This window comes from Metabacillus malikii (assembly GCF_030813355.1).
Classification (GTDB): Bacteria; Bacillota; Bacilli; order Bacillales; family Bacillaceae; genus Metabacillus; species Metabacillus malikii.
The window spans coordinates 79,532-93,749 of record NZ_JAUSUD010000007.1; the positions used below are offsets into that span (position 1 = coordinate 79,532).

Below are 14,218 nucleotides of genomic sequence, written 5' to 3' on the forward strand. Positions count from 1 at the left end.
CTTGGAGTTGTTGCTATTAGGGCAACATTCATCATTTTACGTTAATTGAAATAATTCTGAATGGGGTGAGTACTTCATGATTAAATATAGAGAGCATAATTTAACGAAAAAAAGATATGCTGCATGTATCGCCATTGATTTGATAAATTCAGAAAAAATGCTGAATCAAAATGAGAACCTTACATTATTAAAACGATTGATTAATCAGTTAAATGAACAGTATTCAGGAAAAGTTGTCGTCCCATTTCAAATTAGAGGTGGGGATGAAGTAATTGGCGTTGTTAATTCATTTGCAGGAGGCTATCATGTCGCCCACGATGTCTGGCTGTTTTCGTTAGAGAAAAAGATGAAAGTAAGAATTGGAATTGGATTCGGGAAATATGACACATTAGATACGATTGACCCGAATTTAATTAACGGAAGTTGTGTGATAAGTGCATTTAGGGCTCGTGATAAATTTTTGAAACTGACGAAAGATAATCCCTATGCTTTAACAGGACCCATTCAAATATACGCATATGCAAATGAATTACAAATCCCATTTCAGGCTGTAAATGCGTTAATGTATACAATGTATGAATTAATTAAAACAGAGAAACAACAGAAATTAGTCTTTATTTTACAACAGTACCCAGATGAAAATTATGAGCAAATTGCCGAGCGATTAGGGTATTTAAAGGACAGTACAAGTCAAAACAATCGTTCAACAATTAGTAAAATGCTAAAAAGAATGAAGTACAAAACGTTCACACAGATAAAAATCGATATCGCACATTTATTAAGTTCTTATCAAAATCTACTAGATGAGGAATGGAAGCATAATGATGAGTGAAATTTTATTTCTATTACTGGTAGGTCACTTCATTGCTGATTATTGGTTTCAAACTGCAAAAATGATTGAACGGAAAAATAGTGTCGATAATAGAGAACGACAGAAGGGGTTAGTTACACATGTCGTCATTCATTTTTTAACGTATCTCCTGCTGTTAATGTTTCTGGGGGAAATTTCATCGAAGACTATTTTGACAGTTTTCGCCATCTCAATCATTCACTATTTGATTGATTTTGGAAAAGTATCATTGGAAGCAAGGCCAACCAGGAAAAAGAATTCTATTAAACTCTTTAAGCAAATAAAGCATTATGCAGAAACGGTTCCTGGTAAAGCGAGCCTTTATATCACAGACCAGCTCCTCCATCTCATGACGATTATTGCAATGCTACATTTATTTTCGATTATAGATTATCGTGTTGAGCAATATATTCATTTCATTGAGACGCTATTATTTACTAATGCACTGACTTTATCAACATTAGATAAGCTATTGCTGATAACAAGTTTAATTATTTTCACCACCCATTTTTCAGGATATTTAATCGGGATTCTCCTAACGAATATTCGTCCAACGGATAGTACATTTACGGAAGCGAGAACAGAAAATAAAAATATTATGACGTTGAAGCATAAGAAAAAAGAAGTGGAGGAAGAGTCAACGGTAGAGAATGTCATCATACAGACAAGCTATTCAGAACCGAGTTTTGAAGTTGGCAGATATATAGGCATGCTTGAACGATTAATCATTATGATTTTAGTGGCGATGAATGCCTTTACAGGGATTACTTTTTTAGTTGCTACAAAAGCGTTAACACGTTTTAAACAGTTCGAAGATAAAAGATTCGCAGAATATTATTTAATTGGTAGTTTGTTAAGTATCTTACTAGCTTTAGGTTCCGGTTATTTATTACTTAAAATTATCAGCTAGTCTGAGCAGAATTGAATATAGGTAAACGATACAAGAGGGCGATTCAAAAGTGTCTAACACTATTGAGTCACCCTTTTTCTCTATTTTTGATTAATAGATTTAAATCATTGTATTAAATCTCGTAGTCCATCATATAAATAGAAAAATAAGTTTTCAACCCTTCAAGATCAGTAGAGATAAAACATAATCAATGGAGGAAAACGATGAAAAAGGAAAATATCACAATCTACGACATAGCAAAAGAAGCCAGTGTATCTCCAGCAACAGTTTCAAGAGTTTTGACAGGAAGTGCAAAGGTACGTCCGCAAACGATGCGCAAAATTGTTGATGTCATGGAAAAATATCATTTTCGACCGAATAGTCTTGCAAGAAGCTTATTGTATAAGCAAACGAAGACAATTGGGTTTATTTTGCCAGATATCAATCATCCGTTTTTTTCAACACTAGTATTGAAAAGTGAAGCACATGCGTTAAAGCTTGGCTATACTTCGTTTCTGTGTAATACGATGAACAATGCTATTAATGAATCGAATTATTTGCAAAGCTTGATCGAAAAACAGGTTGATGGGATTATTTATTTAGGCGGTCGCATTAACGATTCTGTTCCAGACAAACAGTACGCAGAAAAATTAAAGAAGGTGATGGAGCGAATACCGGTTGTGTTTGTGAATGGCAGGATGGAGGGTGTTGATGCACATATTGTTAGAGCAGATGAAGAAACAGGGATTGAAAGGCTTGTTGAATTATTAGTGAACTTAAACCATCAAAAAATTGGTTTTTTAGGTGGAGTTGAGGGGATTACGTCAACAGACGTGAAAAAGGCTGCATTTATTCAATTAATGGAGAAGAAAGGTTTAGAGGTCAACAGTGAGTGGATATTTGGTAATGGCTTTAGCATTGAATCAGGTGAAGAAGTTGCTGCACAATTACTTTCGTTAAATGAGCGGCCAACAGCTGTTATTTGTGCCAATGACCTTGTTGCGATTGGCATGATAAAGGTATTAACAAAGTTCGGGTTAAAAGTACCTGATGATATTTCAGTTGTCGGCTTTGACGATATTTATTTAGCAGAGCACTTTCCACCAGGAATTACAACGGTAAGTCAAAATTACGAGCAGTTAGGTCAGACTGCCATTAATGTGTTAGTTGATTTAATGAATCATAAACAAATCGAGAAGGAAATCATCGTCCCAACTTCACTTGTCTTAAGAGATTCGTGTAAGCTCCTTTGAATTTTTGGTAAGAAATAATTCATATTTTTGGAAAATGACAAATATGAATAAAACAAATTCTTTTTTTACAAAGCATTCGTTGAAATGAAACCCGTTTCATCATACAGCTGTGACGACTACTAAATGAATATGTTTTTACACAATTACATTTGGATATTCGAAGTTTTTTGAAACCCATTTCAAAAATTCGAATACTAAGAAATGAGGCCTCATACACATTAAAACATGCCATCTACTTATTATGTCTTTTGTGTATTAGCCTTAAAAAGGAGACTTTATGTTAAGGGGGGATTTACGTATGAAATCCGTACAATTACAGACATCCATTGTTGAGCCGCCGAAGAAATCGTTTTTCCAAAGGCTGTGGAAAAACCGAACCTTGCTGCTCATGTGTATGCCCGCGGTGATTTTCTTTGCAATCTTTGCATACTTACCAATGCCAGGGCTCTATCTCGCTTTTGTCAACTATGATTATTCACTCGGTATTTTTGACAGCGCTTTCGTAGGTTTTGATAATTTCCGCTTTTTAATTATGACAGGTGATTTATGGAGACTTACATTTAACACTGTCGCATATAACCTCGCCTTTATCGTACTAGGGAACTTCCTGCAAATCGGTGTTGCCATCATGTTGAATGAGTTAAGAAGTAAATGGTTTAAAAAAGTCTCTCAAACAATTATGTTTCTCCCGCATTTCATTTCCGCTGTATTAGTTGGTTTACTCGCCTACAATATTCTGAGCTATGATTATGGAACACTAAATTCATTTTTGAAATCAATGGGACTTGATCCCGTTCAAACGTATTCAAACCCTGCAATCTGGCCATATATTATTGTCATCACGTTCCTCTGGCAATCAACAGGCTACGGGTCAATCGTCTACTTTGCTGCAATTATGGGACTTGATAAGTCAATCTTAGAGGCAGCTGAAATTGATGGTGCTAATGCATTTCAGCGAATCCGCTATATTATTATCCCATGGTTAAAGCCGACCTTTATTATTCTACTGTTATTCTCTTTAGGTGGCGTACTGCGTGGTAACTTTGGGTTATTTTATAACCTCGTCGGTGCGAATAATACGATGTTATATGCGTCAACAGATATTATCGAAACCTATGTTTTCCGTACATTGATGACGAACTTTAATTTCTCGCTCGGTAGTGCCGTTAGTTTATATCAGTCTGTCTTTGGGTTCATCATCGTTATCACAGCAAACTGGATTGTGAAAAAAGTATCACCGGATAATTCACTGTTTTAAAGGAGGGAAGAATCGATGCAAAGTACACGGAGACGTAATATCGATGTTTCAACGGTAATGGTTCGGCTAATCGGATATGGCTTTATCGGCATTTTCGCTTTATGTTGTCTTTTCCCGTTTGTGTTAATTATTTCATCGTCATTTTCATCGGAACAGGCGATTATGGATAATGGGTTTACACTTTGGCCATTAGATTTTACGACGTTTGCATATGAAATTGTCTTTAAAAATCCACGGTTAATCTTTGGTTCCTATGCGGTCACATTTGGTATTACGATCGTAGGTACCGCTCTCGGGTTATTTATCGTTGCGATGACAGGCTACGCCTTACAGCGTCAGGATTTCCTATATCGCAATAAAATCTCATTTTATATTTACTTTACTACACTCTTCTCTGGTGGATTAGTGCCTTTTTATCTCTTAATCACTAAGTATTTACATCTTGGTGATAACTATCTTGCCGTACTTCTTCCGGGGTTATTGAGTCCGTTTTTAATCATTATGATGAAAGCGTTTACTAAATCAATCCCCCATGAAATTACCGAATCAGCGAAGATGGATGGTGCAGGAGACTTTACGATTTTTTTAAAGCTTATTTTACCGATGTCAACACCTGCTTTGGCAACAATTGGTTTGTTCATTGCCTTAGGTTATTGGAATGAATGGTACAACTCGATGCTATTTTTGTCACCAAATATGGAATATCGCCCGTTGCAGCTATTTCTTTATAACGTGATTACTAGTGCTGACTTCATTCGAAATTCAGCAGCAGCCTCCAATGTCGCACCACAGGAGATTCCATTAGAAACGATGAAAATGGCGACAGCAGTCATTGCGACTGGACCGGTTATTCTGTTTTACCCGTTTGTACAACGCTTTTTCATTAAAGGGATTACGGTTGGTGCGGTTAAAGGATGAACATGTATGTCACGAGGAAATATCCTCTTTCATAGAATCAACCATTAATTAAGGGGAGGCAGAGATATGTTTAGAATGAAAAGAATCCTAACTGTATTCTTGGTATTATTGTTAGCTTTTAGTCTTGTTGCATGTAGTAATTCTAGCAATTCGAGTAAAGAAAATGCTAAGCCGAGTACAAAGGTCGATGAAAATGGGGAAATTGACACATCAGAATTTGTGACCATTACGATGATGACATTAGGTGATAAACCGACGAACGGTCAATTAGAAAAAGTAATGGAGCAGGTAAACGCCAAGTTAAAAGAAAAGGTCAATGCACATCTTGAAATCAAATGGATCGAATGGGCCGATTATATGACGAAATATAATTTAACATTAGCTTCTGGTGAGCCTGTCGATTTAATTATTACAGCAACAGACTGGTTAGATGCATGGGGCAATGCCCAAAAGGGAGCATTCAAGGATATAACTGAGCTTTTGCCAACATACGCCCCTAATACATGGAAAGAGGTATCTGATGAAAACTGGGAACAAGTAAAGTATGAAGACAAAATTGTCATGATTCCAGAGGATGCCTTTACACAATGGGTAAACCACGGCTTTTTCTACCGCACAGATTGGGCGAAAGAATTTGGCATTACTGAACCGATAAAAGACTTTGAAACTTTAGGTGAATATTTTCAAGGAATTGTAGATAACAAGCCAGGTATCATCCCATGGGATACACCAGGAACGAATGTAACAACAGCATGGGGTTATACAACATCATACTCAGATGCGATTGAGCTACCTATTACAACTGGTGTATTTCCAATTTATTGGGCTGAATCATATGAAGAACCTTATACCGTAATGAGTCCGGTATTTGAAGATCTATTTGTTGACTACGCAAAAATGATGAAGGATTGGGCTGATAAAGGCTATTGGCGCGCTGATGTCTTGAATTATAAAGGGGATACGAGAGCATTATTCCAAGCAGGGAAAACAGGTGCTGACCAGCATCATACAGAAACATTTTCCGGGTTACGTCCACAAATGGATATAAAACAACCAGGTTCTGAGATTGATATGTTCGCATGGTCTGATACGCGTGACAACTTAATTTCGATGTCCATTACTCACGGTGCAACTGCGGTTGGTGCACATAGTAAAAACCCAGAGCGTGCGTTAATGGTCTATGATTTACTACGCAATGATGAAGAAATCTACCAATTATTTAACTTCGGAATTGAAGGCGTTCAGTATGAGCTTGAAGACGGCAAACGGGTTCGACCTGAAGGCTATGACGAAACGAAGCATTCTTATGCATCAAACTTCTGGGGAGGCCGTGTCGATAAATTTGAAATCCCAAGTGCCGACAAATGGGAGGGCATGTCTGAGATATACGCACAATATGATGAAATTAAAAAGCCGTACCCTTATGGACGATTTGTCTTTAACAGTACACCTGTAGAAGCAGAACTTGCCGCACTATCACAAGTAACTGCACAAATGATACCAGCCATTGCATTCGGCAAAGCAGGCGACCCAGAAAAAGCAGTAGAAGATTTACGTAAAAGATTAGAGGCAGCCGGCTATGAAAAAGTCCTAAACGAAATCCAAAAACAAATGGACGACTATAAGAAGCTGGTGGAGGGGAGTTAATCAACAACTACCTGGGGTCAGACCCCTCCAACAAAGAAAGAGTATAAAGAACGATAATTTATTATTTTAAACTATATTTTACAAAAGAGGGGTCTGACCCCAACATGACCCCTCCAACATTTAAAGGTATAAAGAACGGTAAATAATTATCTTAATCAATATCTTACGAATGAGGGGTCTGACCCCATTAAAAGTAGAATGAGGGGTCAGACCCCCACAACAACTACCCGGGGTCTGACCCCTCCAACAAATAAAGGTATAAAGAACGGTAAATAAATATTTAAATCAATATCTTACGAATGAGGGGTCTGACCCCATTAAAATGGCCCCATTAAAAAAACCCCATTAAAAGGAGTGCCTAAATGAAAAATAACAAAACCGAAATAATGAATACACATACGAAACGAACCAAATTCAACCTCAATTGGAGCTTTCTTAATGGCGATGCTCCAAATGCATACAAAATCGAGTTTGACGACTCCGAGTGGCGCGCTTTGCATTTGCCACATGATTGGAGTATTGAAGGACCTTTTAGTAAGGAATATGCGAGTGCTACAGGCTATTTACCTGGAGGAGTGGGCTGGTACCGTAAAAAATTTATCGTCCCCAATCATTTAAAAGGGAAGAAAGTATTCATTCAATTCGATGGAGTTTATAAAAATAGTGAAGTATGGATAAATGAACAATACCTCGGAAAAAGACCATATGGCTACAGTTCATTTCAATATGACGTAACACCATTTTTAAAATCCGAGTTAAAAGAAAATATCATTGCTGTAAAAGTCGACCATACCGACTTCGCTGATTCGCGGTGGTATACGGGCTCAGGAATTTATCGGAATGTGTTTATGACAATAACTGACCAGCTGTATATTAAACCATCGAGTATATTTATTACGACCCCGCTTATTACAGAGTCATTCGCAGAAGTTCAAATCCAAGCATACCTGAAAAATGAATACAACGAAAAAGTAAATTACGAGATTGTGCAGCAGATTAAAGATGCGAATGGTGATATCGTGCAAGAACATACTTCAGAAGCAACAATTGCTTCAAACGAAGAAGAGCATCTTTCGCAATCACTATTTATCGAAAAGCCATCTCTTTGGTCACCAGACCAGCCATATATGTACGAGGCGGTAACAAAGGTAATGAAAGCTGGGGAAGTCATTGATACGGAGACAACATATTTTGGGGTTCGCTCGTTTCAATTTGATGCAGATTCTGGTTTACACCTAAATGGTCGGAATATCAAGATGAAAGGTGTTTGTATCCACCATGATGCGGGCTGCCTTGGAGCTGCAGTACCAGAAAAGGTATGGTACAGACGCTTGAAACTTCTAAAAGAAGCGGGTGTCAACGCAATCCGTATGAGTCATAATCCACCAGCATCTGAACTACTTGATATGTGCGATAGACTAGGTTTTATCGTGCAAGCGGAGGCATTTGATGAGTGGGAGCACCCGAAAAACAAATGGGTCGATGGCTGGAATGTCGGCGTACCGTCTTTAGATGGATATGCTGCAGACTTCGCCAAGTGGGCTGAAATCGACCTGCGCGATATGATTTTAAGGGACCGAAATCACCCATCGATTATCTTTTGGAGTATCGGAAATGAAATTGATTACCCGAATGACCCATATTCACATCCAGTACTAGGGAAACGATACAGACCAGACAAACCGAAAGCTGAGGATATGGGAGAAATTGCACAAAAGCTAGCTGCAGTTGTGAGAAAGTATGACCCGACACGTCCTGTAACAGCTGCTCTTGCTAGTGTGAAGATGTCGAATGAAACGACATATCCAGACGCACTTGATGTTGTTGGATACAATTATCAGGAATCTCGGTATGACGAGGACCATTTAAAATATCCTAACCGTGTCATATACGGCAGTGAAAATGGTCGGAATCATTTTGAATGGCAGGCAGTCGAACAGAATCAATTTATATCTGGCCAATTTATATGGACAGGAATTGACTACTTAGGAGAGGCTCATAGCTGGCCACAACGCCACGCAACATTTGGAATGCTAGATTTAGCAGGATTTAAAAAGCCGCTTTATTACTTCAAACAGAGCCAATGGTCAAGTGTTAGTATGGTCTACATTGGATTAACTTCAATAAAAGAAGAACACGATGTTCAAATTAATTGGGATGGAGACGTAAAAGCGTCATGGTGTGGTCCAGAAGGAGAAATTGTCAGGGTTGCGTGCTGTACAAATTGTCCTGAAGTAGACCTGCAGTTAAATGGAAAATCATTAGGAATCAAAAAACGCAAAGATTATCCAGGAGGCACGATTTACTGGGACGTTCCATACAATGCTGGAACAATAATTGCAGTCGGACTAAGAGAAGGTCACGGGTGCTGTACACATGAACTGCACACTGCGAAAGAACCAACAAAGTTACAGTTACACAGTGATACATTCAAGCTAAACGCAGACAATGAAGATATCGCACATATCGAAGTATCAATCGTAGATGAGGATCATCATCTCGTCACAGATGCAACAAATCAAATTGATTGTAAGATTGAAGGTCCCGGAGAAATTATCGGGATTGAATGTAGTAATCCTGTAAGCCATCAAAACTATAAAGCAACTAGTAGAAATGCCTTTAATGGAAAGTTACTAATCTATGTAAAAGCAACTGACCAGCGGGGAACGATTAATTTAACAACGTCCAGTAAAGGGTTGGAAGGCCAAAGTGTAACGATTGAGGTTAAATAATGACTATATGATGCGAGCACTTGCAAAGTTGTTGCAGGTGTTCTTTAATTATCAAAAAATTTATATGAAAATAAAATAACTTGGTTTGAAAATGGAAGAATTATAGGCTAATATGGATTTTCTCTAGGTTAATGAGAGATTAGTATAGATATATTTTAGAATTTTCTAACAATGATCACCTCCTATAATTTGTTGTAATAAAACTATGAAAATTTTGAGTGAGGGTAGCTTTGAAGAATGAAACATATTGACCATGACCGTTTATTTAAAGAGTTAATCCGTACATTTTTCGGAGAGTTCATGCTACTATTTTTTCCAGCGATCCATGAATCAATCGATTATCGCCATACGACCTTCTTGTCAGAAGAGTTATATCGAGATATCCTTGAAGGAGAGAAAAACAGAGTTGATTTGCTAATTGAGACAAAATTGAAAGGAGAAGACGGCCTAATCATCGTCCATATCGAACCCCAATCATAAGAACAAAATGCTTTTCATGAACAGATGTTTATTTACTTCAGTCGCCTCTATGAAAACTACCGCAAACGTATACTACCAATTGCAATCTTTACCTATAATAAAAGAAGGAATGAACCGAACCGTTTTATCATGGAGTTTCCCTTTCACCAAGTATTAAAATTTGAATTTTTAAAAATAGAACTTAAAAAACAAAACTGGCGTGATTACGTAAAACAAGATAATTCCGTTGCCTGTGCCTTACTAAGTAAAATGGGCTATGCAAAGAGTGAAAAAATCCAGGTTAATCTAGAGTTTTTAAGAATGCTTACGTGCTTAGAACTTGACCTAGCAAGACTGGATTTAGTTGCAGGGATTTTTAATACCTACCTTAAGCTTAATAAAGTCGAGGAGAATCAACTGCGAGACAAAATAAGAAAATTAAATCCTGAGGAGGGAGCCAAGGTAATGGAAATCACAACTTCATGGCATGAAAAAGGAAGAGAAGAAGGGAAAATAGAGGCAGGGTTGGAAATTGCTAAAAAAATGTTAGAAGCAAAGTTTGAAATTGAACAAATTACAAAAATTACTGGGTTCTCTGTTGAAGAAATAAAGAGGATTATGAATTAATTATAAAAAATAACAATAAGCAACAGTAAAAGACGTAGCCGAACATTATTCGTGCTGCGTTTTATATTTGTTAGCCAATTTATCTTGCGAAAAGCGTAGGCGGCTTTCCCATCGACGTACAAACTGAGGGGCATCGACTAAGACCAAAGGTATCACGATGAGCCGAATGGCGAATCGATGATGACTTATCGTAGGAAGATGACCTGAAGTTTGATAACGGGTAGCCGCAAGGAGCTATGAGGCTCACCACCCACCCTGCGGAAAGCGAGTACTGTAGCGGAGACAAAGCCTAACCGACAACTCAGTTAAAAGCAACAATGTTTCCGAAAACAGCCTTAAATAAAGAAACTAGAAGAAAATTTAGTAACAACCTAACTTTATCGTATCTACCTATCATATAATAAAGGTATAAAAGTTGTCTATACTATACTTTATATACATAATGAACCACTATGTTTGTAAGGGAGCGTTTATTAATGACATTCTACAAAGATTTATACCCTTTCTACGACAGAATATTCCCACTTAACAAACAAGCCGAAGAATTCCTTTTACACTATTTTAACGAGGGGGATGCCGTTTTGGATATCGGTGCTGGAACAGGTAATATGGCAATTGCGTTAGCTGAAAAAAAGCTAAATATAACTGCGCTTGAGCTAGAACCATTGATGATTGAAGCGATTCAACAAAAGGCGAAATCAAAAGATATAACGATTGATTGTGTAAATTGCTCGATGATGGACATATCAAACATGAACAAAATGTTTAACGGGATTTATTGTATCGGTAATACATTACCACATCTACAAACAGTTCAGGAAATAAAGGCTTTTCTTCAAGAATGCTACGAAAAGCTTAATGATAACGGAAATTTCATTATACAAATGGTCAATTTTGATAAGTTTGCCTCAAAAGCAGATTTCTCCTTTCCATTAATCAATCAAGCAGATTTTTCTTTTAGAAGGAAATATGAGTGGACTGAAGACAAAATTCTCTTTACAGCAACACTTTCATTCGAGGGGAAAGAGACAACCAATCATACAACATTATTTCCGTTACAATCTCAGCAATTAGTTCAAATGCTAAAAGAAGCTGGCTTCAATAACGTAAGGCTTTTTGGCAATTTTAAAGCTAATCCGTATACTGTAGAATCCCCTGCAATTGTTACAGTAGCAATGAAATAACGTTTGGCTGCAATAATAAAAATAGTCATCAGGTAATGACTTTCTACCTGATGACTTTTAATTAGTTACTGATGGATGAGTTTTTTTCACCTAATGAAAATAATGAAACAGTACCAAGTAGTGAAGTCGTAAAGAGAATTATACCCATTGGAACAGCTGATGCTTCATTAATCCCAGCAAGTGGTGAAACAATCGAACCAATTAATAATGGCAGCATGCCGAGCAAGGCACTCGCACTACCGGCACGGTGTCCTTGTTTGGCGATTGCAACCGTAAACGAGCTTGTCAGAACGATTCCCATCCCTGTCATATAAATAAAGATAGGAATAACTATCAATGGCAGCGGACCTTTAATCATCGTCATAATAAATAGAAAAGCAGCTGCACTTGTCGATACTAAGGTACCAATTTGCAATAACCGTTTCTCTTCAATAATCCCAGCTAAACGACCGACTAAAAAGCTACCGGTAATAATCGCTATTCCGTTAATCCCAAATAAAATGCTAAATGCTTGTGGAGACACTCCGTAAATTCCTTGATAAACAAATGGTGTTCCTGAAACATAGGCAAAGCTTCCACCGTGAACGAAGCCCAGTGTAAGTGCATAGCCGATAAAGGAACGGTCTTTGAAAAGGTCACCCATCGTTCGAAACGTATGGCCTAAAGAGCTCGGCACTCGGTTTTCGTCAGGGAGAGTTTCCTTTAATTTGAAAAATATCATGATGATTATAAACAAGCCAACAATTGATAATGAAAAGAAAATTGTATTCCATTTCGAAAATGGCAACCATAATACAGCGCCTCCGGCAATTGGTGCTGCTAATGGTGCGACAGCATTGATGACCATTAGTAATGAGAAAAATTTCGTTAATTCCCTGCCACTAAACGTATCTCTTACAACGGCGCGAGATATCACAACACCAGCTGATGCGGTTAGTCCTTGTAAAAAGCGACCGGCGATTAATATTTCAATAGATGGGGACAAAGCACATATTAATGTCGCTAACACAAATAGAGATATTGAGATTAGCAAAGGTCTTCTCCGACCGTGTGCATCACTAATCGGACCAACAACTAGCTGACCTGTTGCAAGTCCGATTAAACAAGCCGTCAAACTCATTTGTACAAGTGAAGCTCTGGCATTTAAATCTGCAGCGATTTCAGGAAATGCAGGTAAGTACATATCAATATTTAATGGCCCTAAAGCTCCAAGCATACTTAGGATTAAGGCAAGACCAAGCCTTTGTTTTTTAGTTTGCTGATTTTGCATATATTTTTACACCTTTCTTGTTCGTTCTACCATTAATGAATACAACGGATTTTAATATATAACTATAATTTGTGTAGTTCAAGTAAATCGTATCCAATAGGAAATTTATATTTTAGGACACTAATTTCTATGGGATGTTGCTTATTAAACCCCGTTAGGTGAAGATAATCGTCACTGTAAAAACACCTAGTTAAACAATTAAATAAAGAAACTTCGCTAATATAAAGTGATTAGAAGGAGAATGACCAACTACCCGAGAATCATAGAGTAATATCTTAATATTTTGAAGAGTCAATGTACAATTAATAGGAGGCGTTCAAATTGAAGGAAAATTTATGGCCAAACAATCCAACGTTTCACCAAGGTGAAAAAGACGAAGAAACACCAACTATAACACATTATTTGTTAAACAAACAAGAACAACATTGTGCTGTCATCGTTTGTCCTGGGGGAGGCTATGTGAGACGTGCTGAACACGAGGGGGAACCAGTAGCTAAATGGTTAAACAGCATCGGCATATCGGCATTTGTTCTTGATTACAGAGTTGCACCTTCTAAGCATCCAGCTCCACTTTTAGACCTACAGCGGGCTATTCGATATGTTCGCCATCATGCCGAAGAGTGGAATATCGATAAGCAGAGAATTGGCATTTTAGGATTTTCTGCAGGAGGACATCTCGCTTCAACGGCAGCGACACATTTTGATGATGGCGATAAAAGTTCAGCTGATTTAATCGAACATGAAAGCAGCCGACCTAATTTAGCAATATTATGCTATCCCGTTATTTCTCTTACGCAATTTTATCATGAAGGATCAGCAAACCATTTACTAGGCGAGAATGCAACGCTTGAACAGCGACAGTTATTATCAAATGAACGGAATGTGACAGGAGCTACACCGCCTACTTTTCTATGGCATACTGCTGATGATGCAGCAGTTCCTGTTGAGAATAGCTTAATGTTCGCACAAGCGTTAAGTAAACAAAATGTCCCATTCGAAATGCATATTTTTCCAAGCGGACGCCATGGCTTAGGGCTCGCAGAAGATGAGCCTTTAGTAAGTAGATGGCCGGAATTATGTAAAAATTGGCTTAGCCAACAAGGATTCTGTTAATGCTCAAAAGAATATAAA

At 37.7% G+C, this 14,218-nt stretch carries 10 protein-coding genes and 1 pseudogene; 10 read left to right on the forward strand and 1 reads right to left on the reverse strand.

Translation table 11 applies throughout. The annotated features are described in order from the left end of the window. The first annotated feature begins 76 nt into the window (after positions 1-76). The 9 genes and pseudogenes from J2S19_RS09080 (at position 77) to J2S19_RS09120 (ending at position 11,817) form a co-directional block, all read left to right on the forward strand. Positions 77-832, forward strand: coding sequence for a SatD family protein (locus J2S19_RS09080; protein ID WP_307340421.1), 756 nt, complete (start codon positions 77-79; stop codon positions 830-832). Further along, positions 825-1,760 (forward strand): DUF3307 domain-containing protein, encoded by a 936-nt coding sequence (locus tag J2S19_RS09085; protein ID WP_307340424.1) that lies wholly within the window; start codon positions 825-827, stop codon positions 1,758-1,760. Before J2S19_RS09080 ends, J2S19_RS09085 begins: the two co-directional genes overlap by 8 nt. 203 nt (positions 1,761-1,963) lie before the next feature. Next, on the forward strand, positions 1,964-2,992 hold the full coding sequence (locus J2S19_RS09090; RefSeq protein WP_307340427.1) for a LacI family DNA-binding transcriptional regulator: 1,029 nt from the start codon (positions 1,964-1,966) through the stop codon (positions 2,990-2,992). Between the two features lie 298 nt (positions 2,993-3,290). Beyond that, a complete protein-coding gene (locus tag J2S19_RS09095; RefSeq protein WP_307340430.1) occupies positions 3,291-4,250 on the forward strand; it encodes an ABC transporter permease in 960 nt (319 codons plus the stop codon). Between the two features lie 15 nt (positions 4,251-4,265). Then, complete coding sequence (locus tag J2S19_RS09100; RefSeq protein WP_307340433.1) at positions 4,266-5,168, forward strand: carbohydrate ABC transporter permease; 903 nt, start codon at positions 4,266-4,268, stop codon at positions 5,166-5,168. A 66-nt stretch (positions 5,169-5,234) separates the two neighbouring features. Then, on the forward strand, positions 5,235-6,815 hold the full coding sequence (locus J2S19_RS09105) for an extracellular solute-binding protein (RefSeq protein ID WP_307340436.1): 1,581 nt from the start codon (positions 5,235-5,237) through the stop codon (positions 6,813-6,815). Between the two features lie 362 nt (positions 6,816-7,177). After that, positions 7,178-9,547, forward strand: coding sequence for a glycoside hydrolase family 2 TIM barrel-domain containing protein (locus J2S19_RS09110; RefSeq protein ID WP_307340439.1), 2,370 nt, complete (start codon positions 7,178-7,180; stop codon positions 9,545-9,547). A gap of 237 nt (positions 9,548-9,784) precedes the next feature. Then, positions 9,785-10,633, forward strand: a pseudogene (locus J2S19_RS09115) (Rpn family recombination-promoting nuclease/putative transposase). Positions 10,634-11,109: 476 nt separating this feature from the next. Beyond that, positions 11,110-11,817 carry a class I SAM-dependent methyltransferase gene (locus J2S19_RS09120; RefSeq protein WP_307340443.1) on the forward strand — a complete coding sequence of 236 codons (708 nt, stop codon included), beginning with the start codon at positions 11,110-11,112 and terminating at the stop codon, positions 11,815-11,817. Between the two features lie 61 nt (positions 11,818-11,878). Here J2S19_RS09120 and J2S19_RS09125 read toward each other — a convergent pair whose 3' ends face one another. Continuing rightward, complete coding sequence (locus tag J2S19_RS09125) at positions 11,879-13,087, reverse strand: Bcr/CflA family efflux MFS transporter (protein WP_307340445.1); 1,209 nt, start codon at positions 13,085-13,087, stop codon at positions 11,879-11,881. Positions 13,088-13,408: 321 nt separating this feature from the next. Here J2S19_RS09125 and J2S19_RS09130 point away from each other — a divergent pair, with 321 nt between their 5' ends. Then, positions 13,409-14,200: an alpha/beta hydrolase gene (locus J2S19_RS09130; protein ID WP_307340448.1), complete on the forward strand. Its 792-nt coding sequence runs from the start codon at positions 13,409-13,411 to the stop codon at positions 14,198-14,200. Positions 14,201-14,218 lie beyond the last annotated feature (18 nt).